At 61.7% G+C, this 24520-nt stretch carries 21 protein-coding genes; 16 read left to right on the top strand and 5 right to left on the bottom strand.

Going from position 1 to position 24520, the window contains the following annotated elements:
• Positions 1–169 precede the first annotated feature (169 nt).
• The 6 genes from PP263_RS12835 (at position 170) to PP263_RS12860 (ending at position 8104) form a co-directional block, all read left to right on the top strand.
• Complete coding sequence (locus PP263_RS12835; RefSeq protein ID WP_308363898.1) at positions 170–2749, top strand: LPS-assembly protein LptD; 2580 nt, start codon at positions 170–172, stop codon at positions 2747–2749.
• A complete protein-coding gene (locus PP263_RS12840) occupies positions 2749–4092 on the top strand; it encodes a peptidylprolyl isomerase (protein WP_308363899.1) in 1344 nt (447 codons plus the stop codon). The genes PP263_RS12835 and PP263_RS12840 overlap by 1 nt, the downstream gene beginning before the upstream one ends.
• Positions 4093–4178: 86 nt before the next feature.
• Positions 4179–5165, top strand: coding sequence for a 4-hydroxythreonine-4-phosphate dehydrogenase PdxA (pdxA, locus tag PP263_RS12845; RefSeq protein ID WP_308363900.1), 987 nt, complete (start codon positions 4179–4181; stop codon positions 5163–5165).
• A gap of 15 nt (positions 5166–5180) precedes the next feature.
• Positions 5181–5996 (top strand): 16S rRNA (adenine(1518)-N(6)/adenine(1519)-N(6))-dimethyltransferase RsmA, encoded by an 816-nt coding sequence (gene rsmA / locus PP263_RS12850; protein ID WP_308363901.1) that lies wholly within the window; start codon positions 5181–5183, stop codon positions 5994–5996.
• A 2-nt stretch (positions 5997–5998) separates the two neighbouring features.
• On the top strand, positions 5999–6811 hold the full coding sequence (locus PP263_RS12855) for a symmetrical bis(5'-nucleosyl)-tetraphosphatase (RefSeq protein WP_308363902.1): 813 nt from the start codon (positions 5999–6001) through the stop codon (positions 6809–6811).
• A gap of 168 nt (positions 6812–6979) precedes the next feature.
• Complete coding sequence (locus PP263_RS12860; protein WP_308363904.1) at positions 6980–8104, top strand: CapA family protein; 1125 nt, start codon at positions 6980–6982, stop codon at positions 8102–8104.
• Position 8105: 1 nt separating this feature from the next.
• On the opposite strand, the gene PP263_RS12865 is transcribed toward PP263_RS12860, so the two are convergent.
• Together PP263_RS12865 and PP263_RS12870 are read right to left on the bottom strand one after the other, a co-directional pair.
• Positions 8106–8864, bottom strand: coding sequence for a hypothetical protein (locus PP263_RS12865; RefSeq protein WP_308363906.1), 759 nt, complete (start codon positions 8862–8864; stop codon positions 8106–8108).
• Entirely contained in the window at positions 8861–9376 is a 516-nt protein-coding gene (locus tag PP263_RS12870) for a sigma-70 family RNA polymerase sigma factor (RefSeq protein ID WP_308363908.1), read from the bottom strand. Before PP263_RS12870 ends, PP263_RS12865 begins: the two co-directional genes overlap by 4 nt.
• A gap of 195 nt (positions 9377–9571) precedes the next feature.
• Between PP263_RS12870 and PP263_RS12875 the strand changes: the two genes are divergently transcribed.
• Complete coding sequence (locus tag PP263_RS12875; RefSeq protein WP_308363909.1) at positions 9572–9973, top strand: DUF4168 domain-containing protein; 402 nt, start codon at positions 9572–9574, stop codon at positions 9971–9973.
• Between the two features lie 241 nt (positions 9974–10214).
• Positions 10215–10604, top strand: coding sequence for a DUF4168 domain-containing protein (locus PP263_RS12880; protein WP_308363910.1), 390 nt, complete (start codon positions 10215–10217; stop codon positions 10602–10604).
• A 113-nt stretch (positions 10605–10717) separates the two neighbouring features.
• Here the strand turns inward: PP263_RS12880 and PP263_RS12885 are convergent, their stop codons facing one another.
• Positions 10718–12091, bottom strand: a complete 1374-nt coding sequence (locus PP263_RS12885; RefSeq protein WP_308363911.1) for a UDP-glucose/GDP-mannose dehydrogenase family protein — start codon at positions 12089–12091, stop codon at positions 10718–10720.
• Positions 12092–12355: 264 nt separating this feature from the next.
• Positions 12356–13384: a UDP-glucose 4-epimerase GalE gene (gene galE / locus PP263_RS12890; RefSeq protein ID WP_308363912.1), complete on the bottom strand. Its 1029-nt coding sequence runs from the start codon at positions 13382–13384 to the stop codon at positions 12356–12358.
• Positions 13385–13759: 375 nt separating this feature from the next.
• On the opposite strand from galE, the gene PP263_RS12895 reads away from it, so the two are divergent.
• From PP263_RS12895 to PP263_RS12905, 3 genes are all read left to right on the top strand, one after another.
• Positions 13760–15682, top strand: a complete 1923-nt coding sequence (locus PP263_RS12895) for a PrkA family serine protein kinase (protein ID WP_308363914.1) — start codon at positions 13760–13762, stop codon at positions 15680–15682.
• Between the two features lie 215 nt (positions 15683–15897).
• On the top strand, positions 15898–17178 hold the full coding sequence (locus PP263_RS12900; RefSeq protein ID WP_308363915.1) for a YeaH/YhbH family protein: 1281 nt from the start codon (positions 15898–15900) through the stop codon (positions 17176–17178).
• Complete coding sequence (locus tag PP263_RS12905; RefSeq protein WP_308363916.1) at positions 17178–18755, top strand: SpoVR family protein; 1578 nt, start codon at positions 17178–17180, stop codon at positions 18753–18755. Before PP263_RS12900 ends, PP263_RS12905 begins: the two co-directional genes overlap by 1 nt.
• Positions 18756–18809: 54 nt before the next feature.
• Here the strand turns inward: PP263_RS12905 and PP263_RS12910 are convergent, their stop codons facing one another.
• A complete protein-coding gene (locus PP263_RS12910; protein WP_308363918.1) occupies positions 18810–19376 on the bottom strand; it encodes a response regulator in 567 nt (188 codons plus the stop codon).
• A 457-nt stretch (positions 19377–19833) separates the two neighbouring features.
• Here PP263_RS12910 and PP263_RS12915 point away from each other — a divergent pair, with 457 nt between their 5' ends.
• The 5 genes from PP263_RS12915 to PP263_RS12935 all read left to right on the top strand — a co-directional run bounded on the left by PP263_RS12915 (position 19834) and on the right by PP263_RS12935 (position 24489).
• A complete protein-coding gene (locus PP263_RS12915) occupies positions 19834–21054 on the top strand; it encodes a multifunctional CCA addition/repair protein (protein ID WP_308363920.1) in 1221 nt (406 codons plus the stop codon).
• Positions 21047–21775 carry a pteridine reductase gene (locus PP263_RS12920; RefSeq protein ID WP_308363922.1) on the top strand — a complete coding sequence of 243 codons (729 nt, stop codon included), beginning with the start codon at positions 21047–21049 and terminating at the stop codon, positions 21773–21775. Before PP263_RS12915 ends, PP263_RS12920 begins: the two co-directional genes overlap by 8 nt.
• 16 nt (positions 21776–21791) lie before the next feature.
• A complete protein-coding gene (locus PP263_RS12925; protein WP_308363923.1) occupies positions 21792–22385 on the top strand; it encodes a phosphoribosyltransferase family protein in 594 nt (197 codons plus the stop codon).
• 174 nt (positions 22386–22559) lie between these two features.
• Positions 22560–23249: a response regulator transcription factor gene (locus tag PP263_RS12930; protein WP_308363924.1), complete on the top strand. Its 690-nt coding sequence runs from the start codon at positions 22560–22562 to the stop codon at positions 23247–23249.
• On the top strand, positions 23239–24489 hold the full coding sequence (locus PP263_RS12935; protein ID WP_308363926.1) for a HAMP domain-containing sensor histidine kinase: 1251 nt from the start codon (positions 23239–23241) through the stop codon (positions 24487–24489). The genes PP263_RS12930 and PP263_RS12935 overlap by 11 nt, the downstream gene beginning before the upstream one ends.
• Positions 24490–24520 lie beyond the last annotated feature (31 nt).

A 24520-nucleotide genomic window follows, 5' to 3' on the forward strand; every position in this document is an offset into this window, starting at 1 on the left:
AACGGCGCCGGCGCCGCCGTCCAGCCGCGGCCGCTTATTTCCCTCAACCGGGCACCGGGAACCCGCAATCAGTGTTAACGGTCTCTGCATTCAAGTAGAATCGACCGCTGATTTTTGCGCGGCACACAGCGCGTACGGAACTCTAAAGATAGCCGGAACATATCACCTGATGCTGGAAGCTTCCCGGTGGCGTCGTCTCACACTGGCGATTGCACAAATTTCACGCCCGCGCTCGCTCGCCATCGGTCTGATAGCCGCACAACCGCTGTGGGGGCAGGCCGCCGAAGCCGAGCCGCCCGCAGCGGGCGACTACAACCCCTACCTCTATCTCGACTGGCTGCCCCGCTGGCAGCTGACGCCTGAGCAGCGCGCGGCCATGCCGGCGGTCTGCTCCGGCGCTTTCGTGGCGCCGCCCCGCGACTATCACGACGCGAACCTGCTACCGGACGAGGCCCCGCTGCGCGCCACTGCGGACGAATCCGAGTGGCTCGACGACGGTACCGCACGGCTGCGCGGCAACGTGCATATCACCCAGGGCTACCGCCAGTTGTTCGCCGACCGGGTGGATGTGAACCGCAACGAGAACACCGCCTACCTGAGCGGCGCCATCGAGATGCGCGAGCCCAACCTGCTTGTGCGCGGTGTGGCGGCGGAGGTGCACACCGACAGCGAGGCGGCGGCGATCGAGGATGCCACCTACGTGATCCACGACGACTTCGTTCACGGCGCCGCCCGCCACGCCGCCCGCGAGGCCAGCGGCGAGTTGACCCTGACCGAGGGCAGCTATACCCGCTGCGAGCCCGGCGAGGAAATCTGGCGCGTCAGCGGCGGCGAGATCACCATCGACAATGTGGAGCGTCAAGGAGTGGCGCGGGACGTGCGCCTGGAGATTCTCGACGTACCGGTATTTTACTTCCCCTACCTGCGCTTTCCGGTGGGAGACGCGCGGCTGTCCGGGCTGCTGTTCCCGAGCATCAGCAACAGCGACGAGAACGGCTGGGATATCGCCGTTCCCTACTACTGGAACATCGCCCCGCAGATGGACGCCACCATAGTGCCCCGCTATATCGAGCACCGGGGCACTGGGGCGGAACTCGAAGTGCGCCACCTGAGCACACTGTTCAACACCGAACTGCGCATGGCCGGTCTGCCGGACGATAAGGGCGGCGACGATGAGGATAAGCGCAAACTGATCGAGGAGGGCTTCCCCGAAGACTTGGTCAACCCCTCCAAAGGAGAGGACCGCTGGCTGGTCAACTTCGAGCAGCAGGGCGGCAGCGGCGGCCCCTGGCGCACCGATATCGACTACACCAGAGTGAGCGATCCGGACTACTTCCGCGACCTGGATACCGCCAACCTGAGCGTCTCCGCGGAAAGGCAGGTCAACCAGAGGGTGCAGGGCAGCCTCACCGGCGAGCACTGGCAGGCGACCCTGCGCGGGCAGGATTACCAGTTGCTGGAAAAGGACAGGTTCGACACCTACGCCCAGCTGCCGCGCCTGGATGTGGACGGCGACTACCAGTGGGGCGACTGGCTGCTGGCGATGGACCACGAAGTCGTCAGTTGGGACCACGAGCCCACCCAGACGATCCAGTTTATCCGGGACACAGGGGACCCGGACAGCATCACCGAGCGGACCAGCAACTTCGTCACCGGCGAACGATTCCGCGTGGACTACGAACTGGACTGGGACAAGCAGTGGCTGTGGGGCTATTTCAAGCCGGGATTGGCGGCCCGCTACCTCTCCTACCGCCTGGACGACCAGTTCCTCAACCCGGAGAGCAGCAACTCGCCGGAGGCCTCCGCCGGCCAGTTTACCCTGGATACCGGTCTTTTCTTCGAGCGCGATGGCAACGCCTTCGGCCGCGATTATGTGCAGACCCTGGAGCCGCGCCTGTTCACCCTGGTCAGCTCCACCGCGGACCAGAAGGATTTTTTCAACGTCAGCCAGAGCCCCTCTGACGGCGGCAACGACCTGTTGTTCGATACCTCGCTGTTCACCTTCAGTTACGACCAGCTGTTCCGCGACAGCCGCTTTACCGGCAACGACCGCATCGACGACGCCGACCGGGTGGCCTTCGGCCTGACCAGCCGCCTGATAGATCCCTCGAGCGGCCGCGACCTGCTCACCGCCAGCGTCGGGCAGATCTTCTATTCGAATGACACGCGCATCGATCGCGCTGAGATAATAGAGGATGCGGCGCCCCGCTCGGAATTCGCCGCGCGCCTGGAGAGCCGCCCCATCCAGTACCTGCGCATCGGCAGCGAACTGATCTACGACGACACAGAGGGCGACCTCAACCGCGGCAACTTCAGCCTGCGCTACCTGGACGACGACTTCCGCTTATTCAACCTGGGCTACCGCTACCTGCGCCGCGAGAGGTTTGAAGACAGCAGCGGCCAGTTGCTCCGGGGCCCAATCGAGCAGGCGGACGCCTCCGCCGTCGTGCCAATCAACACCAATACCTCCATACTGGCACGGGCCAACTACGATATAACCTTTGATCGGGAACTGGAGTACCTGGCCGGTATCGAATACGACAGCTGCTGCTATCGCGCCCGCCTGGTGTGGCGCCGCACGCTGGACAACGATCTGGCGGATGTAGTCACCCCGGAAGAACTGGAATACGACGAAGGGATCTATCTTGAAGTACAACTGAAGGGCCTCGCCGGCCTGGGCACCACGGTCACCCGTATGCTCAGCCAGGGCATCCCCAACTTTGACCAGAGAGAAGTACTGAAACAGTGATGAGAATAACGAGTAAGTTTATGGCCGCACGAGCCCTGCTGGCACTGGTGGCCACCTTCACACTGACCACCGGCACCGCCCACGGCCAGGTGCAGGCACTCGACCGCGTGGTCGCGGTGGTGGACGACGATGTAGTGATGGCCAGCGAGTTGCAACAGCGCCTCAGCACCATCGTCGCGCAGATTCAGGCGCAACAGGTACAGGCGCCGCCGATGGATATCCTGCGCCGCCAGGTGCTGGAGCAGTTGATCGTCGAGCGGCTGATGCTGCAGATGGCCAACCGCGCCGGAGTCACCGTGTCCGAAGCGGAGTTGGATCAGGCGATCGCCCGGGTGCAACAGAATATGGGCGCGAGCCCGGAAGAGTTTCGCGAAAGCCTGGAGGCGGACGGCCTGTCCATGAAAGCCTTCCGCCAGCAGATCCGCCAGGAGCTGCTGATCCGCCGGGTGGAACAAGGCAGTGTCAACCGCCGCATCCAGATCACCGACCAGGACATCGACAACTTCCTGCGCTCCAAAGAGGGCGAGTTCTGGAAATCCCCCCAGTACGAACTGGGCCACATCCTGATCCCGGTCAACTCCAGCGCGCCCGCCAACGAAGTGACCGAGGCCCGCGAAAAAGCCGAACAACTGGCCCGGCAGGCCACTGAGGGCGCCGATTTCCGCCGCCTGGCGATCGCCAACTCCGCCGGCCAGAATGCTCTCTCCGGCGGCGACCTGGGCTGGCGCAAAACCGTGGAACTGCCCACCCTGTTCGCCGACGCACTGGACGGGCTGGAAGTGGGCGATGTCACCAAACCTTTCCGCAGCGATGCCGGTTTCCACCTGCTGAAGATCCACGCCCAGCGCGGCTCTACCGAGCAAGTGGTGGAGCAGACCAAGGTGAGCCATATCCTGATCAAGACCTCCGCCATCGTCAGCGACGACGACGCCTACAACAAGCTGGTCGAACTGCGCCAGAAGATTCTCGACGGCGCGGACTTCGGCAAGCTGGCGCGGGAGAATTCGGAAGATATCGGCACCATGCTCCAGGGCGGCGACCTGGGCTGGTCCACGCCCGGCCAGTTTGTCCCTGAGTTCACCCAGGCCATGGACAACACCCCGGTGGGTGAAGTGAGCATGCCGTTCCGCAGCCAGTTTGGCTGGCATATCCTGCGCGTGGACGGCCGCCGCAAACAGGACATGACGGATCAGTACATCCGCAACCAGGCCGCCAACCTGCTGCGCAACCGCCGCTATGAGGAAGAGGCGCAAAACTGGCGCCGCGAGATCCGCGACCAGGCCTTCGTGGATATCAAGCTGCCGGATATGCAGGAAGAGTCCGAGGACTCCGGACAGCAGTAACCCATCGGATCGCGGAGCTATTGATCCCGAAGCTCCGCACACCGGCCCCGGGCCGGGCCATGGCCGCGACCAAAGCTGACACAGGCATGATACCCAGAATCGCCCTCACCCCCGGTGAACCCGCAGGCATAGGCCCGGAGTTGGCCGTCAAACTCGCCGGCTCCGGCAGCCACGCGCAGATAATCGCTATCGCCGCCCCTCAACTGCTCGAACAGGCTGCCGCCCAACTGCGCCTGCCGCTCCAACTGCTCCCCTTCGATCCGCAGGCGCCCGCCGCCAGCACACCAGCCGGGAGCCTTTATATCCAGCCGGTGCCAATCCCGCGGCCGGCGCGGCCAGGCCGGCTGGACACCGCCAATGCCACCTATGTGCTGGAAACCCTGCGCACCGCCGCCGAGGGCTGTCTCTCCCGGCGCTTCGACGCCCTGGTAACCGGTCCGGTACACAAAGGGGTGATCAACGATGCCGGCATCCCGTTCAGCGGCCACACGGAATTTTTCGCCGGACTCGCCGGCGTCGAGCGGGTGGTGATGATGCTCGCCGCCGACGAACTGCGCGTGGCGCTGGCCACCACCCACCTGCCGCTGCGGGACGTCAGCGCGGCGATCAGCGGCGAGTCACTGGAACAGGTTCTCACCATCCTGCATCGCGGGCTGCGCGACCAGTTCCGTATCGAGCAACCGCGTATCGGTGTCTGCGGGCTCAACCCCCACGCCGGCGAGGGCGGCCACCTGGGGCGCGAGGAAATCGATATCATCTCGCCGGCGCTGGACAAACTGCGCGCCCTGGGCATGCAACTGACCGGTCCCCTGCCCGCGGATACCCTGTTCACCCCACCGCAGCTCGCCCGCTGCGACGCGGTGCTGGCCATGTACCACGACCAGGGGTTGCCGGTGTTAAAATTCAAAGGGTTTGGGCACGCGGTGAATATCACCCTGGGCCTCCCGTTTATCCGCACCTCAGTGGACCACGGCACCGCACTGGATATCGCCGGCCTGGGCACCGCCCACTGCGGCAGCCTGCAAGCCGCACTGGCACAGGCGATCCAACTGGCCGAACTGCGCCACCTTTAAATCACAGATTTCTCTATGGACAACTTTTTCCAACACAAAGCGCGCAAGCGCTTCGGCCAGAATTTCCTGGTGGACGAAAATATTATCGAGCGCATCGTCCGCGCCATCGCCCCCAAGGAGAGCGACAACCTGGTGGAAATCGGCCCCGGCCAGGGCGCAATTACCCGGCTGCTGCTCCAGCGCTGCCCTTCGCTTACCGCGGTGGAATTGGACCGGGACCTGATCCCGATGCTGAAGTTCAAGTTTCGCGACTACCCGGAATTCAACATCATCGAGCAGGATGCGCTCAAATTCGATTTCGGCACACTTGCCGGAGATATCAGGGCCGGCGGCCGTCCCCTGCGTATCGTCGGCAACCTGCCCTACAACATCTCCACACCGCTGCTGTTTCACCTGCTCAGTTTCCGGGGTGCGGTGCAGGACATGCACTTTATGCTGCAAAAGGAAGTGGTGGATAGACTCAGTGCCACCCCCGGCAGCAAATCCTATGGCCGCCTCAGTGTAATGGTGCAGTACCACTGCCGCGTACAGGGGCTCTTTCCGGTGCCGCCGCAATCCTTCCGCCCGGCACCGAAGGTGGAATCCGCAATCGTGCGTCTGGTGCCTCACGCCGCGCCGCCCCACCCGGCAAAAGACGAGCAACTGCTGGAGCGCATCGTCAACGTGGCTTTCCAGCAGCGCCGTAAAACCCTGCGCAATGCGCTGAAACCTCTGTATCCTGAACTGGACCCGGCACAACTGCCGGTGGATGCGGGGCGCCGGCCCGAAACTCTGAGCGTACAGGAATTTGTACAACTGGCGGATTACTGCGAGACATTGACTAAGGACTGATCTTGGCCACCTACGCCATCGGCGATATCCAGGGCTGCCTGGAGCCGCTGCAGCAACTGTTGAAAAAAATCCAATTTCGCCCGGACCGCGACAAACTGTGGCTCGCCGGCGATATGGTGCACCGCGGCCCGGACAGCCTGGGCACCCTTCGTTTTCTCTACGAACACCGCAGCCAGGTCACCGCGGTACTCGGTAACCACGACCTGCACCTGCTGGCCCTGGCCCACGGCGCCAAGCGCCTGAATGACAAGGAGCACGACCTGGCAAAAATACTGCTCGCCAAGGATGCCGACAAACTGCTCGGCTGGCTGCAGGGCCTGCCGCTGGCGGTGCACAAAAAGGGCTATACCATGGTGCACGCGGGCATTCCGCCCATCTGGAGCGTCAGCAAAGCCCTGGAACTTTCCCGCGAAGTACACCGGGCCCTCGCCGACGACGCCATGGCCAAGGCCTACTTTTACGGCATGTACGGCAACGAACCTCACTGCTGGAGCGACCACCTGATCGGCATCGAGCGGCTGCGCTCCATCACCAACTATTTCACCCGTATGCGCTTCTGCAAGGCCGACGGCACCCTCGACCTGGTCACCAAGCGCGGTCCCCAGGCGGCCCACGGCGAATTCAAACCCTGGTTCAGCTTCCCCGAGCGCAAGACCCGAAAGGATAAAATCATCTTCGGCCACTGGGCCGCCCTCGAAGGCCGCGCCGATACCCAAAATGTCTATGCATTGGATACCGGCTGTGTCTGGGGCGGCTATCTCACCGCCATGCGCCTGGGCAGCGAGAAATTTTTCTGCAGCGACTGTACCCTTTGATCGGGACCAGGGCAGGATTGTAGGGTAGATAAGCGTCAGCGCATCCACCAACCGGCGGCGGATGTCCCCTGTAGGAGCGGCCGCTGGCTGCGATAGCGGGCCTAGGGCCCGCAAGCCGAGCTGGAGCTCGGCGCTCCCAGGGAGCCAATCCTGCTGGAGGATAAAGCCATGAGCGAAGAGACGGTGCGTCTGATCCTGGCCGGCGACGTGATGACCGGCCGCGGTGTGGACCAGATACTGCCGCACCCTTCCCCAGCGCAGATCTACGAGCCCTATATGCGCTCGGCGCAGGGCTATGTAGCGCTCGCCGAACAGCACAGCGGCCCGATCCCCCAACCGGCTGAACCCGCCTACCTCTGGGGCGATGCACTGGCGGCAATGGACGCCCGTGCCCCTGATTTCAGAATCATCAACCTGGAAACCGCAGTCACTCGCAGCGAGGATTACTGGCCGGGCAAGGGTATCAACTACCGCATGCACCCGGACAATGTCTCCTGCCTGGAGGCGGCCCGCATCGACGCCTGCGGCCTGGCCAACAACCACGTGCTGGACTGGGGTTACGAGGGGCTGGCGGAGACGGTTGCGACATTGCGCAACGCGGATATAGAAACCGCCGGCGCCGGGGAAAATTCAATTGCGGCGGGCGCCCCCGCGGTGCTCTCCCATAACAGCCGCAGAGTGCTGTTGTTCGCCTTCGGGCACCCCAGCAGCGGCGTCCCCGACGAGTGGAGGGCGCGGGCGGACAAACCCGGCGTCAATGTCCTGCAGGATCTGTCGGAGAAGAGCGCACAACAGCTGGCCGACGAGGTGGACTGTTATCGCCGCCCGGGGGACCTCACTGTGATGTCCATCCACTGGGGCGGTAACTGGGGCTACCGGATTGCTCAGGCCCAGCGCGACTTTGCTCACGCATTGATCGACCACACGGGAGTGGACCTGGTTTTCGGGCACTCCTCCCACCATCCCCAGGGCAACGAGATCTACCGCGAACGCGCTGTGCTCTACGGCTGCGGGGACCTTATCAACGACTACGAAGGCATCGGCGGCCACGAGGAATACCGGTCACAACTGCGCCTGCTCTACTGCGTCGACCTGGACCGGGACAGCGGCGCGCTGCGGCGCCTGGAACTGATTCCGTTTGAAATGTATCGCTTTCGCCTGCGGCGGGTTTCGGCGGAGCAGCGGGAGTGGCTGCACCGCACCCTGAAACGCGAATGCCGCCGGCTGGGTTCAGAGCTGATAGAGGATCGGGACAGCGGTTCCCTGCTGTTACGCTGGCCAGGGGTGGAATAAATTACATTCTGCTGACCCCGGCGGGCAAAATTTCCTCCTGCATCGGTTGCAGCGCCGGATCGGCAGCGGGAGCCTCGGGGAGAGCGCTGGCGCTGGAAGTGACAGCCGCCGGTACAGTCAGTTGCCGGCGCAGGAGAACGGCCATAGCGATCAGCCGCGCATCGTTTTCCGGCCCGGTCAGCGCGTAGTGCCTGCCACCATCCAGCCATTCCACCATCGCGATGCCACCCGGCGGAACAGTATTGGCAGCGTTGCCGTGTAAGTCGGTCTCATAGAATGTCAGGCTGGTACCATCCGCGGCGGTAAAATGATACTCCAGTGTGTTCCCGTTCAGGGCAAAGCTCTCATCAACTTGCGGCTGCAGCTCCAGGCCGGCGTAAGCGGGCGCGACCTCCCCTCCCGGCTGCACTCCCGCCGCTCCCATCCCCGCGGTTACAGGCAGTTGCCCACTGCCGTCCCGCCAAAGCCAGGGCACACTGATTGCCAGCACCAGCAGCGCGGCCGCCACTCCGACATAGAGTGGAAATCGCCTCTCGCCCGGAAGGGCAAAAGATTCCACCGCCTGCTCGCGGGCGGAAGTGAAAGTGCGGTAAAGCTCTGCCTCCCGTTTCCAGTAGGCGTGTACGCGATCCGCGTCCTCCGGATTCGCGCGCAGGTGAGCGGCCACCCGGGCACTGTGCCCCCGCGACAACTGTCCGTCGGCAAATGCACTCAGATCCTCCCGGGTCACACTGCGCTGCTTTTCTCGACGTATCATCATTTGACCCTCCTCAGGTGGGCATCTTCCGCTCTATCCACGTCCCGTTCACAGTGCCGGCGCAGGGTTTCCCGCGCCCGCGACACCCGCGAGCGCAAAGTCCCGATATTGATACCCAGGATTTGCGCTGCCTCCTTGTAACTGGGGCCTTCCAGCACTATCAACATCAGCGCGGCGCGCTGCTCCGGTGGCAGGATATCGATCGCCGCCACCGCATCACAATATTGCACGTGGGACTCCTGGCGCGGATCGACGGTCAACGCGGCCCCCGCGTCGGGGGCCGTGGATTCGCGTCTCGCCCGCGCGGATACGCGCTGATTGAGGTAGATATTGTAGAGCAGCCGGAACAGCCAGGAGCGTATGGCGCCGCTGGTGCGCCAGAGATGCCCCTTGCGCAGCGCCCTCTCCAGGCAATCCTGCAAAAGGTCTTCCGCTTCGGTGACATCGCCACACAGGCTGCGCGCATAACGGCGCAGATGGGGAATCTGATCGCAGACTTTTTGTTCAAAACTCATGGTTGACCGTTATGCGCGTTATTTTCACTCAATTTAAATAACAGCGGTGGGGGCGAGAAAGTTCCACCGGCAGGCGGAGTTTTCCGAGTTGAACAAACAGACGACCACCAGGGAACCCGCCGGTATTGGGTGCTGTTTGTATGAGTGGTGACACAACTATTCGCCGTCATGCAAACAAAGTCAGGAGCAACACCGATGATTAACAGGACAATCACCCTCAGCAGCGCACTCGCCACTCTTCTGCTACTGCCGGCAAGCCTAACCGCCCAGACTGACAGCGGAGCAAGCGACCAGACACAACCCTACTCCGCGGGCACCGCCGCCCAGCCTTCGGGCACCGCTGCCAGCTTTACCGACATCGAACTGCAGTCATTCGCGGAAGCGCGTGAGAAGGTGGATGAGGTACGGATGCAGCTCGCGAGTAAATTGAGCAGCCTGCAGGACCCCGAGGAAGTACAGCGGGTGCAGAAAGAGGCGGATATGCAGATGATCGCCGCGGTAGAGAACGCCGGGCTGACGCGGGAGCGCTACAACGAAATTTCACGCGCCGCACTGAGTGACCCGGCCCTGGCCGAGAAAATCAGCCAGATCCAGTAAATTTTATTCCGCTCGCTCTGCGGCCGGAAACGGCCGCTTTTTTTTAACAGCTGGAAGCGCACTGTCGCGCAGATCACCGCAGAGGCTCAGCGCGCATTGCCAACAACGCATAGAGGTTGCGGGTTCCCAAATCGGGAAAATTTTATGAAAACGGACATTTTTTGGAACTGAGCGGCAATGGCTCCTGTTGGTATCAGTGATGGACATCATCATTCTACAAAATCGTTCAGGAGTACAACCAATGCACAAATGGATTAGCTTTCGCTCTGGCCAACTGATCGCCCTTCTGCTGCTGGCATCGAGCCTCGCCGTCCAGGCCCAGCAGCCCGATCCAACCGCCGGCGCGCAGGACTATGCGCAGCCCGCGGCCACGGCGGCCAGCTTCAGCGATATAGAGCTGAAATCCTTCGTCCAGGCGCGTCAGAGTGTGGATGCCATTCGCGCGGAAATATCCGCCCAACTGCAGAATACCCAGGACCCGCAGGAGACCCAGAAGCTGCAGGAGGAAGCCAATGTAAAGATGGTCGCCACCGTGGAAGCCGCCGGCCTCTCCCGCGAGAAATACAATGAGATAGCCCAAGCGGTAATGAATGATCCGGCCCTGGCGCAGAAAATCAGCCAGATTCAGTAAATTTTTTTCGCTCGCTCTGCGGCCGGAAACGGCCGTTTTTTTATTGGGGCCGTCCCTGGCCCTCACCCTACGGGCAGCCTTCGGCTGCGCAAAATGGCAGTCCTGCCATTTTGTTAAACCGCGGAAAGTGCTTCCCTCCGGGGCAATTCACGCCTCGCGAGGGACTCGCCGCGACCGATACCGTGATAGGAAAAACCCTGGTCGCGCATATAGTCCGGCTGGAACAGGTTGCGGCCATCGACGATCAGCGGTCGCCGCAGGCATTCTTTGAGTTCGGCGAAATCCGGCGCCCAGAAGCAGCGCCACTCGGTGCAGATGGCCAGCGCATCGGCTCCGTCCGCGGCTTTCTCCGCGCTGTCGCAGAGAACCAACGGCTCCCTTTCCCCATAGATACGCCGGCACTGCTCCATGGCCACCGGGTCGTAAGCGCGCACCCTCGCGCCCGCACGCCACAGCTGTTCCATCAGTTCCCGTGAGGGCGCCTCGCGCATATCGTCGGTCTCCGGCTTGAACGCCAGCCCCCAGATAGCAATGGTTCTGCCGCGCAGATCGCCGTCGAACAGCTCCTCCAGCTTGTGGAACAGCGTGCGCTTCTGCCGCTGGTTGACGTTTTCCACTTCAGCCAGCAGCCCCGCCCGGTAGCCGCTGTTGCGGGCGGCGGCGGCCAGGGCGCGTACATCCTTGGGAAAACAGGAGCCGCCGTATCCGCAGCCGGGGTAGATAAAATGGTGGCCGATGCGCGGGTCCGAGCCTATGCCCTGGCGCACCTCCTCGATATCCGCCCCCATATGTTCGGCGATATTGGCAATCTCGTTGATAAAGCTGATGCGGGTGGCGAGCAGGGCATTGGCCGCATACTTGGTGAGTTCCGCAGAGCGCACCGACATAAACATCAGCCGGTCGCGATTGCGATTGAAGGGCGCATAGAGAGTGCGAAACTGGCGTTGTGCCTGCGAGCTGTCGCTGCCCACCACGATGCGGTCCGGCTTGTTGAAATCCTTGAGCGCCGCCCCTTCCTTGAGGAATTCCGGATTGGAGGCCACCTCCACGGGGAAGTTCGCTCCGCGCTTGTCCAGTTCCTCGCGAATCACCGCCACCACCCGATCGCAACTGCCCACCGGCACGGTGGATTTCACCGCAACGGTCACCGTATGCCGCAGCTGGCGCCCCAATGTGCGGGCCACCGCCAGCACGTGGCGCACATCGGCACTGCCATCCTCGTCCGGCGGCGTACCCACGGCGATCATCACCAGTTCGGCTTTTTCCAGCGCCGCGGCGCTGTCGGTGGTGAACTGCAGCCGCCCGTTCTGCATACCTTCGCGCAACAGCTCGGGCAGGCCCGGCTCGAAGATGGGACAGCGGCCGTTGCACAGGTCGTCGATACGGGTCGCATCGATGTCGACACAGGTCACCCGATTGCCCACCTGCGCCAGGCAGGCACCGGTGACCAGGCCCACATAGCCCACGCCAAAGATGGTTACGTTCACACTAGCCCCCTCGAAATCGTCTTTCGAGGATCATTCTTGCGGCAGTTTGTGACGCTCATATTAACCCTGCATTACAGGGTTATTATGGCTGGCACAGGGAGGTGCCAGCGCGGGCGCAGACCGCGGAAGCCGAGTGCGGATAAATTCGCCGGGAGCGAATTTAGGCAGTCTCTGACTGCCCCGAAGGGTTAGTCCCAGGGATGGGACTAACACATGTGCCGCACTCGGTGTATTCAGATTAATTCAGGACGAATTAATCTGAACTTAAGAGTCAACGTAACCATTAGGGTTTTGTGACTGCCAGCGCCAGGTGTCCTCCACCATGCGCGCCAGATCGTATTCGGCTTTCCAGCCCAGTTCGCGCTCCGCCAGCGTTGGATCGGCGTAGCATTCCGCGATGTCGCCAGGGCGGCGCGGGGCGATCTGGTAGGGAATCTCGCGGCTGCTGGCCGTCTCGAAGGCACGCACGATTTCCAGCACTGAACTGCCGCGACCGGTACCCAGGTTGTAGGTGTAACAGCCGTCGGCAGTCTCCCCCCGGCGCAGCTTCTCCAGCGCCGCCAGGTGTCCGCGGGCCAGGTCCACCACGTGGATATAGTCGCGCACGCCCGTGCCGTCGACGGTGCGGTAGTCGTCGCCAAACACCTGCAGTCGGGGCAGCCGACCCACCGCCACCTGGGCCACGTAGGGCAGCAGGTTGTTGGGGATGCCCCGCGGGTCCTCGCCGATAGTGCCACTGGCGTGGGCGCCGATGGGATTGAAATAGCGCAACAGGCTCACCTTCCAGGAGCTGTCCGGCGCCGCGCACAGGTCCCGCAGGATATTCTCTACCGCCAGTTTGCTCGCTCCGTAAGGGTTGGTGGCGCCGGTGGGGAAGTCCTCGCGGATGGGCACGCTGGCCGGGTCACCGTAGACAGTGGCGGAGGAGCTGAAAATCAGCCGGCGCACGCCGAATTCCTCCATCACCTGACACAGGGCCAGGGTACCGGCCACATTGTTCCGGTAATAACGGAGCGGCTGGGAAACGGATTCCCCCACCGCCTTGAGACCGGCGAAATGAATTACCGCGTCGATGGAGTGCTTGCGAAAAATATTGCGCAATCCGTCGGCATCGCAGATATCCGCGCGATGGAAAGGCACATCGCGCCCAGCGATCGCCTCCACCCGCCGCAGCGACTCCTCGCTGCTGTTGACCAGGTTGTCCACCACCACAGGCTGTTGCCCGGCAGCCAGCAATTCGACGCAGGTATGGCTGCCTATATAGCCGGCACCGCCGGTAACCAGGACTGTCATAGCTACTCCCTATAAACCCATGGCGCTTTTCGAGGGTGTCAAGTAGAGCGCAAAACTGCCACGAAATTCAACCACTATTGGACGCCATAGGCGACAGGAAAGCTATGCTCAATAGACGGGAGGAAACCCAGTTTTTTCCCGGGCATGGAACGGCGGCGGCACGCCGCCGGCGATAAAGATAGAGTTTCCCGCGCGCGAGCGCCCTCCAGTATTACGGGAGTCCGGTCTCCGGAGCCCGGTCGAGACGCCAGCACGGGAAGCTGGCACTGCAGCCTGGCCAGAGGCCTCGGCGAGATTCATAAGTGCAGTTGTGCAGATGGCGCTCCGGGAATGGACGCCGTGAGCTGCCGAACACGCGACAGGGAGTTTACCGTCATGACGATTTTCAACCACTACCTGGAAAGGTACGAATCCATTCAGGAAGAGGAGCTCAGTATCCAGGAGTACCTGGAGCTGTGCAAAACCGACCGCAGCGCTTACGCCTCGCCCGCAGAGCGTATGCTGATGGCAATCGGCGAGGCGGAACTGGTGGACACCTCCCGCGACCCGCGCCTGTCTCGCATCTTTTCCAACAAAGTGATTCGACGCTACGAAGCTTTCAGCGAATTCTACGGCATGGAGGAGGCGATAGAACAGATCGTCTCCTTCTTCCGCCACGCCGCCCAAGGGCTGGAGGAAAAGAAGCAGATCCTCTACCTGCTGGGGCCGGTGGGCGGCGGAAAATCCTCCCTGGCCGAGCGGTTGAAAGCGCTGATGGAGAAAATTCCCATCTACGCCATCAAGGGTTCGCCGGTATTCGAATCCCCCCTGGGCCTCTTCTCCCCCAATGAGGACGGCCAGATCCTGGAAGAGGACTACGGTATTCCCCGGCGTTACGTCAACACCATCATGTCTCCCTGGGCGGTAAAACGCCTGCACGAATACCAGGGGGACATCAGCCAGTTCCGGGTAGTGAAAGTTCACCCATCGATACTCGACCAAGTGGCCATTTCCAAGACTGAGCCAGGGGATGAGAACAACCAGGATATCTCCTCGCTGGTAGGCAAGGTGGATATCCGCAAGCTGGAGGATTTTCCGCAGAACGATCCGGATGCCTACAGTTTCTCCGGCAGCCTGTGTCGCTCCAACCAGGGGCTGATGGAATTCGTGGAGATGTTCAAGGCGCCGATCAAGGTGCTGCACCCGCTGCTCACCGCCACCCAGGAGGGCAATTACAACAGCACCGAGGGCCTGGGCTGCATCCCCTTCAATGGCACCATCCTGGCGCACTCCAACGAATCCGAGTGGCAGACCTTCCGCAACAACCGCAACAACGAGGCTTTCCTCGACCGTATCTATATCGTCAAGGTGCCCTACTGTGTACGGGTGCAGGAAGAGATCCGAATCTACCAAAAACTGCTGGAAAACAGCTCGTTGTCCAAGGCGCCCTGCGCGCCGGACACCCTGCGTATGCTGGGGCAGTTCTCGGTACTGTCGCGGATCAAAAATCCGGAGAACTCCAGCATCTACTCCAAAATGCGCATCTACGACGGCGAAAACCTCAAGGACACAGATCCCAAGGCCAAAACCATCCAGGAATATCGCGACAACGCCGGTGTAGACGAGGGCATGAATGGCCTGTCCACCCGCTTCGCGTTCAAAATCCTGTCCAAAGTATTCAACTTCGACGCCACCGAAGTCGCCGCCAATCCGGTGCACCTCCTCTACGTCCTGGAGCAACAGATAGAGCAGGAGCAGTTTCCCCCGGAAGTGCAGGAAAATTACCTGGGATTCATCAAGGAATACATGGCGCCACGCTACGTGGAGTTTATCGGCAAGGAAATCCAGACCGCCTATCTGGAATCCTATGCGGAGTACGGCCAGAACCTGTTCGACCGCTATGTCACCTACGCAGACTTCTGGATCCAGGACCAGGAATACCGCGACCCGGAAACCGGCGAAATTCTCGACCGCGGCGCCCTGAACGAAGAACTGGAAAAGACCGAAAAGCCCGCCGGCATTTCCAACCCCAAGGACTTCCGCAACGAGATCGTCAACTTCGTACTGCGCGCGCGCGCCAACAACCAGGGCAAGAACCCGGACTGGCGCTCCTACGAGAAATTACGCGCGGTGATCGAGAAGAAGATGTTCTCCAACACCGAGGACCTGCTGCCGGTAATCTCCTTCAACACCAAGGCCTCCGCCGACGACAAGAAAAAGCACGCGGATTTTGTCGCGCGGATGGTGGAGAGGGGCTATACCGAGAAGCAGGTGCGGTTGCTTTCTGAGTGGTATCTGAGAGTGCGCAAGTCGCAGTAATGTAACGGAGCGGTCCGACGGTAATGGTGCTTGATTGAATTCGAACCGTGATGTGAAGGTCCTGATGTCGGGCAGCATTTTGCGAGACTGTCGGCGAGAGGGACCTCGCCGACAAGCCTACAGGGATGTATTCACGGCGTGTCTCGCAAAATGCTGCCCGGCAGCAGGGCCGCCACTACGCAGGCCGAGTACCATTCAGATCGCGAGGCAGTAATATGAGCTATATCATCGACCGCCGCCTCAACGGCAAGAAGAAAAGCACTGTCAACCGGCAGCGGTTTCTGCGCCGCTACAAGGCCCATATCAAGAAAGCTGTAGGAGAGGCGATGAACAGCCGCTCCATTACCGATATGGACAAGGGGGAGCGCATCAGCATTCCCACCCGCGATATCAACGAGCCGGTATTCACCCACGGCCCCGGCGGTCATGTGGAGCGGGTGCTACCCGGCAACCGGGAATTCATCGCCGGCGACCGTATTCCCCGCCAGGGACAACAAGGCGGCGGGGGAGGCAACGGCAGCGGCGCCAGCGACAGCGGCGAGGGAATGGATGAATTTGTCTTCCAGATATCCCAGGAAGAATTCCTCGATTTCATGTTCGAAGGCTTGCGCCTGCCCAACATGATCAAGCGCCGCCTGGCCGGCAACGAATCCTTCCAGGTGGTACGCGCCGGCATCAGCAACGAGGGTACCCCCGGCAGACTCAATGTGGTGCGCTCCATGCGCGCCGCCAACGCCCGGCGCATCGCGCTAACCGGCAGCAAGCGGCGCAGTATCCGCGAGTTGGAAAAGGAACTCGCGCTGGAGGAAAGCAAGGACCCCACCCTGCGCGACCAGCGTATAATCGACCAGTTGAACTGCAAGATCGAAGAACTGCACGCACGCATCGGCCGGGTACCCTTTCTCGATGACTTCGACCTCAAGTACAACCTGTTGGTACGCCAGCCAAAACCCCGCTCGCGCGCCGTCATGTTTTGCCTCATGGACGTTTCCGGCTCCATGAACCAGGCCACCAAGGATATGGCCAAGCGCTTTTTCCTGCTGCTGTACCTGTTTTTACAACGCAGCTACGAGTACACCGAAGTTGTGTTTATCCGCCACCACACCAGCGCCAAGGAAGTGGATGAAGAGGAATTTTTCTACTCCCGGGAAACCGGTGGCACCATTGTCTCCAGCGCACTCAAATTAATGCGCCGCATCATGCGCGAGCGCTACCCCGCCAGCGAGTGGAATATCTACGGCGCCCAGGCCTCCGACGGCGACAACTGGAACGACGACTCCAGCACCTGTCACAAGATACTGATCGACGACATCATGCCCCAGGTGCAGTACTACTCCTATGTGGAAATCACCCCGCGGGACCACCAGGCACTGTGGGAGGAATACGAGAGCGTGCGGGCGGTGTTCCCCGATCACTTCGCCATGGAACAGATTGTCGACGTGCAGGACATCTACCCCGTATTTCGCCAACTGTTCAGCCAGAAGGTGGCCGCCTGATGCTCGATACCTTCACCACCTCAGAACCCACCGAGCGCCGGCCCATCTCCACCAGCTCCGAGTGGACCTTCGAACTGATTCAGGAATACGATCGGGAAATCTCCGCGCTGGCGGAAGAGTTCGGGTTGGACACCTACCCCAACCAGATCGAAGTGATCTGTTCCGAGCAAATGATGGACGCCTACTCCTCGGTGGGCATGCCCGTGGGCTACAACCACTGGTCCTTCGGCAAGCAATTTATCAGCGTGGAAAACAACTACCAGCGCGGGCTCATGGGTCTGGCCTACGAAATAGTGATCAATTCCAACCCCTGCATCGCCTACCTCATGGAAGAGAACACCATGACCATGCAGGCGCTGGTGATCGCCCACGCCAGTTACGGCCACAACTCCTTTTTCAAGGGCAACTACCTGTTCCGCAGCTGGACCGATGCCAGCAGCATCATCGACTACCTGATCTTTGCCAAAAACTACATCGCCCGCTGCGAGGAACGCCACGGAGTGGACGAGGTGGAAGCAATCCTCGATTCCTGCCACGCGCTGATGAATTACGGCGTGGACCGCTACAAGCGCCCCTATCCCATTTCCGCGATAGAAGAGGAGCGTCGACAGAAAGAACGGGAGGAATATCGCCAGCGCCAGCTCAACGATCTGTGGCGCACCATCCCCAACCTCGGTGGTGCGGAAGAGGAAAAGGAACAGCAGCGCTTCCCCGAGGAACCCCAGGAGAATATTCTCTATTTCGTGGAAAAGCATGCACCGCTACTGGAAAACTGGCAGCGGGAACTGGTGCGTATCGTGCGCAAACTGGCACAGTATTTTTACCCGCAGCGGCAGACCCAGGTGATGAACGAAGGCTGGGCCACCTTCTGGCACTACACCCTGCTGAGCGAACTGTACAAGCGCGGCCGGGTGACCGAAGGTTTCATGATGGAATTCCTGCAGAGTCACACCAGTGTGATCTACCAGCCGCCCTTTGACAGCCCCTATTACAACGGCATCAACCCCTACACCCTGGGGTTCAGTATTTTCACTGACCTGAGACGCATCTGCGAAAACCCCACCGAAGAGGACCGCGAGTGGTTTCCGGACATCGCCGGCAGCAACTGGAAGGAAACACTGCAATTCGCCATGCGCGACTTCAAGGACGAGAGCTTTATCCTGCAGTTTCTCTCTCCCAAGGTGATGCGCGACATGAAACTCTTCTGCATCAGCGACGACGACCGCGAAAACGAAATCGTGGTCAACGCCATCCACGACGAAGACGGCTATCGCCAGCTGCGGGCCAATCTTGCGGGGCAGTACAACCTGGGCAACCGCGAGCCGAATATCCAGGTGTTCTCCGTGGATACCCGCGGGGACCGCTCAATGACCCTGCACCACACCCAGCACCGCCGCCGCCCCATGGGCAAGGACACCGGCGAAGTACTGCGCCACCTGCACCGGCTGTGGGGGTTCGACGTCCACCTGCACAGCCTGCACGGGGACGAAATCACCGCCAGTCACCACTGCCCGGAGCTGGGGCGCGACAGAATGGAAGGGGAAGAGGAATCGATGCTGGTACCTAAGCCGATTTGACTAATGACCAAAAGCGGAGAACCGGCTATTGGCCATTGGTCACTGATGGACTGATTACACCTCCAGCAACAACTTGGCCTTGGCCGCCAACTCGCTGCGTTCCCCCGGGTGCGCCACCAGCGCATCGGCACCGGCATCGAGCCAGCGCTGCCTGTCCGACTCCCCCGCCGGGGTTATCACCAGTACGCGCACCGTGGAGTACTCGCTGCGCGAGCGCAGGTGGTCCAGTATGCGAAAGCCGTCCGTCCCCACCAGTCCGGCGTCCAGCACCAGAAGCGCCGGCTTGCAGCCGGCCATCAGGGTGCCGGCCACAAAGATGTCACCGGCGACATCCACATCACAGCCCGCCTGTTGCAACGCCTGGCGCCCGGCGGCGGTCAGCTCCGGATCGCTAGCCAGAATCAGCACCTTGCGACTGGCGGCGGCCAGTTCGTTCGGTACCGGCATGGCGTTGTCGCGCAGAAAGCCGACAAAGTCCTCGACACAGATACGGTGGTCGCCGCGCCCAGGCAGTTTGTAGGCCTTCAACTGGCCCCGCTCGATCCAGCGGATTACGGTGCGAAAGTTCACCCCGCAGTATCTGGCCGCCTCTCCAGTGGTGAGCACGTGCAGTTCGTTCATCTTATTATTTCTCCCCCAAACATCCTGCGATTGCTAAATAAGTCATTGCGATAGTATTTTTTTGTGCAAATGACCAAAACCGGCACTTTGTCACAAAAAATTCTGTTATTCCGCACAAACCTTATAAATTATGCTGCTCAATACTGCAAAACCAGACTTTAGCTCGGCCTTGCTATTTGTGTGACGAACAGAAAGCCAAGCCCCTCAAAAAAACCTCGAAAGATAGAGTTGACAGTTATGACAGGTTAAATAGAATAGCCTATATTGAACGGCGAGTGGATATTCCCCTAGCGATTACCCTAAGACCCTGGGCCCCCTTGCAATTTCGGGGCCTTTTTTTTATCTTGCCGGATTCTTCCAATTCCCTCCCTTCGCCCCTCTGGGGCGCCAGTACCAGCGAATCTATGGCAGTTCACAGCGCTACCCGGCAAACCACTCCCTCCCGCGGAACTGCAACATGAAGGTCTACCTGGTGGGCGGCGCAGTGCGCGACAAACTGCTCGGGCGCCCGGTACAGGAGCGCGACTGGGTCGTGGTGGGTGCCGACGAAGAGCAGATGCGCAACCTGGGCTTTACTCCGGTCGGCCGCGACTTCCCGGTATTCCTGCACCCTGACACCGGCGAGGAATACGCCCTGGCACGCACCGAGCGCAAGAGCGGCCACGGCTACGGCGGCTTCGCCGTGCACGCCGCGGCGGACGTCACCCTGGAGCAGGACCTGCTGCGCCGCGACCTCACCATCAACGCCATGGCGGAGGGCGAGGACGGCGAACTGATCGACCCCTACGGCGGCCGCGCCGACCTGGAGGCACGCCTGCTGCGCCACGTCTCCCCCGCCTTCGCCGAAGACCCCTTGCGCATCCTGCGCGTGGCCCGCTTTGCCGCCCGCTACCACCACCTGGGCTTTACCATCGCCGACGACACTATGACGCTGATGCGGCGCATGGTGGATGCAGGGGAAGTCCAGCACCTGGTGGCGGAGCGGGTATGGAAGGAAGTGAGCCGCGCCCTCACCGAGCCCGACCCGGACGTATTCATCCGCGTGCTGCGGGACTGTGGCGCACTGGCAATCCTGCTGCCGGAGGTGGACCGCCTGTTCGGCGTGCCCCAGCCGCCACAGCACCACCCGGAAATCGACACCGGTGAACATGTACTCCTGGCCCTGCGCGCGGCTCCACCGCAGCTGCCTGTGCGCTTCGCGGTGCTGGTACACGACCTGGGCAAGGGGGTGACCCCGAAGGAAATACTGCCCAGCCACCGCGGCCATGAACAGGCCGGCCTGCCGCTGGTGCGGGATGTGTGCCGGCGGCTGCGCGTCCCCCGGCACCTCACCGCCCTGGCCCTGGGCGTGTGCGAATACCACCTGCACTGCCACAAGGCCTTCGAACTGCGCCCGAAAACCCTGCTCAAGATCCTGCGGGCCCTGGACGCCTTCCGACGACCGGAACGTTTCGAGCAGTTCCTGCTCTCCTGCGAAGCCGACGCCCGCGGGCGCACAGGGCTGCGGGAGCGGGACTACCCGCAGGTGGACTACCTGCGCGCGGTGCGCGAGGCCGCCGCGGCAGTTTCCGCGGAGGCGCTGATGGCGCAGGGCTTCGAGGGCGCCGAACTGGGCAAAGCCCTGGACCGGGAGCGCATCGCCGCCCTCACCCGGCTGAGGAAAACCTACGATGCGTAACGCCCTTGTCACCGGAGCCGCCGCCCGCCTCGGCCGCGCCATGGCCCGCGAGCTGCACCGGGATCACCGGGTGATAGTGCACTACCGTCACTCCGCCGCGACGGCGCGGGGGCTGGTGGACGAACTCAACGGGATTCGCCCCGACTCCGCAGCGGCCCTGCACAGCAAACTGGCCGGCGCCGGCGACTGCGAGCGGCTGGCCGCGGAAGCGGTGGACCTCTGGGGCGGAGTGGATACCCTGGTCAACAACGCCTCCGCCTTCCACCCGACACCGATCGGCGATGCGAACGAGGAACAGTGGGACCAGATGATCGGGAGCAACCTGAAGGCGCCCTTCTTTCTCTCACAGGCCCTGGCAGAGACACTGGCCCGGGACAACGGCTGCATCGTCAATATGGCGGACATCCATGCCGAGCGTCCCATGCCCCGCCACACCCTCTACTGTGCCGCCAAAGCCGGTCTGGTGATGCTGACCAAAAGCCTCGCGCTGGAACTGGCACCGCGGGTGCGGGTGAATGCCATCGCCCCCGGCGCGATTCTGTGGCCGGAGCAGGAAAGGGTGGACGACGCGGCCAGGGCGCGGATACTCTCGCGCATTCCCCTGGCCCGCACCGGCGGTGAGAAGAATATAGTCCGCACCCTGCGTTTCCTGGTGAGCGAGGCGCCCTATATCAGCGGCCAGGTCATCGCGGTGGACGGCGGCCGCAGCCTCAATATTTGAAGCGGGAGCAAGCGGAGTGAACAGCAAAACCTTTATCGACGCCCAGACCCTGCTGGAAGACTCCTACGGCCTGGCCCTGCAGGTATTCGAGAGCGGCTTCCGACCCGACTATATCGTCGGCGTCTGGCGCGGCGGCGCGCCGGTGGGCATCGCGGTGCAGGAGATGTTCGACTACCTGGGCATGCACGCCGACCATATTGCCATCCGCACCTCCTCCTACCACGGCATCGACCAGCGGCGCAAAGAGGTCCGGGTGCACGGCCTCACCTACCTGATCAAGCGGGTGCAGTCCCACGAATCGCTGCTGATCGTCGACGACGTCTACGACACCGGCCTGAGCATCCAACAGGCGATCAGCGACCTGCGGAACGCCTGCAAGAAAAACACCCCGGATATCCGTGTGGCCTGCCCCTACTACAAACCCGGCCGCAACCAGACCGGGCGCAAGCCCGACTACTACCTGCACCGCACCGACGAGTGGCTGGTGTTTCCCCATGAGCTCAAGGGCCTCACTCCGCAGGAAATCGCCCGGCACAAACCCGCCCTGCAAAAGCACCTGGAGCTGCTGAGCAGGCTTAAAAACCCCGAAGAAGAAATGGCTGCCCTGTAGGAGCGGCGACCGCCAGGGATGGCGGAAATGCAGATTTTGCAGGAGCAAAAATCTGTCCATGGCCGCGATCGCGCCTTCAGATTTACCCCGCGGCCGCTACAGATTTCACTTCAATTTCACCCGCACCTTGTCACAATGACCCGGCGAGCAGATGACAAATAAAGAAGCGCGCCGGTGATTCCCCTCAAAATACTACTGATCGAAGACAACCCCACCATCGCCCGCCAGGTCGGCGAATTCCTCCAGGCGCACGGCTGGCAACTGGACTTCGCCCACAATGGGCGCCTGGGCATCGGACTCGCACTGGAACAGATCTACGACCTGGTCATCCTCGATCTCAACCTGCCGGATATCGACGGCCTGGATGTCTGCCGGCAGATCAGGGAGGGAGCCCAGGTGAACATACCGGTGCTGATGCTCACCGCGCGGGACGCCTTTGCGGACAAGGCACAGGGCTTTAATACCGGCGCCGATGACTACCTCACCAAACCGTTCGACCCCCGGGAACTGGCGCTGCGCTGCCGCGCCCTGGCGCGCAGAAACCAGTTGCATCGGAGCAACCGGATCTGTATCGGCGAACTGACCATTCGCCACCGCGAACAGTTTGCACACAGGGCCGGACGGCCGCTGAAACTCACTGCCACCGGCTTCCGCATACTGATCATCCTCGCCCGCGCCTACCCGGAAGCGGTGAGCCGCTCGGCCATCACGCACCAGCTCTGGGGGGACAATCCGCCGGAAACCGATGCGCTGAAATCCCATATCTACAGCCTGCGCCAGTCCCTGGACAAACCCTTCGCCACACCCATGCTTAAAACCATCACCAATGTGGGCTACCAACTGGAAACAGCCGGTGAAAATTGACCGCAGCATCCAGCGGCGCGTGTTTGCCACCTTCGGCGCTTTCACCCTGCTGCTCTGCCTCGTCTACACCGGCATCTGCGTGCTGGTGGCCTATATCATCGAGGACCAGGTGTTGGACAACCTGCTAGCCGATGAGGCCCACTATATCGAACAGCGGTTTCGGGCCAGCGGAAAAATTCCCCCGCCGCGGCTTCCTTATATCGAGCTCTATTCCGAGAGCAACCCGCCCCCGGCCGATGTCCTCGCGGCACTGCCCGAAGGCGCGACAAAAGCCGAGTGGTTCAGCGACGGCGTGCGGCACTTCCACTTGCGCAAGCTGAATCTGAACGGCGATACCTCGCCGATACTCGCCGCGGAGGTCGGCCGGCTGTTGACGGTTTCCCGCCAGTCCGGCGAGCTGCTATGGCTATTGGTTGCCGCGCTGCTGGCGACCTCGGCGCTGGCGATCTGGATGGCCTACCGGCTGTCATCCAGAACCATCCGACCGGTGATCGCACTCGCCAGGGAAGTCAAAAACCAGCAGTACGCCGACACGCCACTGTCTCTACCTTCCTGTTCCGCAGGGGATGAGATCGGTTTTTTGGCCAGGACCCTGGAAAGATCATTCAATCAACTGAAACTCGCACTGCGGCGCGAATCCGAATTTACCCGAGACGTCAGCCACGAATTGCGCACCGCGATCACCATTGTCAAAAACACCCTGGCGCTCTCCCACCTGCGAAACCTGTCACCACAGGAGACGAAAGAGCTGCGCACTACCGTAGAAGCCATGGAGAACACCATCTCTGCGCTGCTCGCACTGGCGCGCGCCGAGTCCGTCGAACAGAGGCCATTCGACCTCCGCCCACTGCTGGAAAACCGCATACTCGCCCTGCACCGTAGAGTTCCGGAAAGGCGGTTCCAGGTGCGGCTGGAGATACCGGACAGCTACCCGATTGCCGGCAATAGCCACTTGGCGACCCTGCTGATCGACAACCTGCTCAACAACGCCGTCCGACACGCGTCCCGGCCGCAATTGCACATCCGGGAAGATGGGTCTGCCCTGGTTTTCGAGAACCCGATTGGCGAGCCCTTCGATACGGATACCTCCCTGCTCCCGGGAGAAAAAAGTGAACAGAACGACGGCATGGGCCAGGGCCTTTACCTGGTCAAAAGAATAGCCGATGCACTGGGCTGGGACTTGTCCACCAAGTGCGATGAAAAGCTGTTCACCTGCGCTGTCTATCCGGCTGCGGCTTGAAGGTATCCATCCTTCACCGGAATTTTACCCG

The organism is Microbulbifer sp. TB1203 (assembly GCF_030997045.1).
Lineage (GTDB): Bacteria > Pseudomonadota > Gammaproteobacteria > Pseudomonadales > Cellvibrionaceae > Microbulbifer.

What these genes read in the sequence shown, in the direction of transcription:
- PP263_RS12835 (WP_308363898.1), top strand. Translation starts at nt 170, where the DNA reads ATGCTGGAAGCTTCCCGGTGGCGTCGTCTCACACTGGCGATTGCACAA.
- PP263_RS12840 (WP_308363899.1), top strand. Translation starts at nt 2,749, where the DNA reads ATGAGAATAACGAGTAAGTTTATGGCCGCACGAGCCCTGCTGGCACTG.
- pdxA (WP_308363900.1), top strand. Translation starts at nt 4,179, where the DNA reads ATGATACCCAGAATCGCCCTCACCCCCGGTGAACCCGCAGGCATAGGC.
- rsmA (WP_308363901.1), top strand. Translation starts at nt 5,181, where the DNA reads ATGGACAACTTTTTCCAACACAAAGCGCGCAAGCGCTTCGGCCAGAAT.
- PP263_RS12860 (WP_308363904.1), top strand. Translation starts at nt 6,980, where the DNA reads ATGAGCGAAGAGACGGTGCGTCTGATCCTGGCCGGCGACGTGATGACC.
- PP263_RS12865 (WP_308363906.1), bottom strand. Translation starts at nt 8,864, where the DNA reads ATGATGATACGTCGAGAAAAGCAGCGCAGTGTGACCCGGGAGGATCTG.
- PP263_RS12870 (WP_308363908.1), bottom strand. Translation starts at nt 9,376, where the DNA reads ATGAGTTTTGAACAAAAAGTCTGCGATCAGATTCCCCATCTGCGCCGT.
- PP263_RS12875 (WP_308363909.1), top strand. Translation starts at nt 9,572, where the DNA reads ATGATTAACAGGACAATCACCCTCAGCAGCGCACTCGCCACTCTTCTG.
- PP263_RS12880 (WP_308363910.1), top strand. Translation starts at nt 10,215, where the DNA reads ATGCACAAATGGATTAGCTTTCGCTCTGGCCAACTGATCGCCCTTCTG.
- galE (WP_308363912.1), bottom strand. Translation starts at nt 13,384, where the DNA reads ATGACAGTCCTGGTTACCGGCGGTGCCGGCTATATAGGCAGCCATACC.
- PP263_RS12895 (WP_308363914.1), top strand. Translation starts at nt 13,760, where the DNA reads ATGACGATTTTCAACCACTACCTGGAAAGGTACGAATCCATTCAGGAA.
- PP263_RS12900 (WP_308363915.1), top strand. Translation starts at nt 15,898, where the DNA reads ATGAGCTATATCATCGACCGCCGCCTCAACGGCAAGAAGAAAAGCACT.
- PP263_RS12905 (WP_308363916.1), top strand. Translation starts at nt 17,178, where the DNA reads ATGCTCGATACCTTCACCACCTCAGAACCCACCGAGCGCCGGCCCATC.
- PP263_RS12910 (WP_308363918.1), bottom strand. Translation starts at nt 19,376, where the DNA reads ATGAACGAACTGCACGTGCTCACCACTGGAGAGGCGGCCAGATACTGC.
- PP263_RS12915 (WP_308363920.1), top strand. Translation starts at nt 19,834, where the DNA reads ATGAAGGTCTACCTGGTGGGCGGCGCAGTGCGCGACAAACTGCTCGGG.
- PP263_RS12920 (WP_308363922.1), top strand. Translation starts at nt 21,047, where the DNA reads ATGCGTAACGCCCTTGTCACCGGAGCCGCCGCCCGCCTCGGCCGCGCC.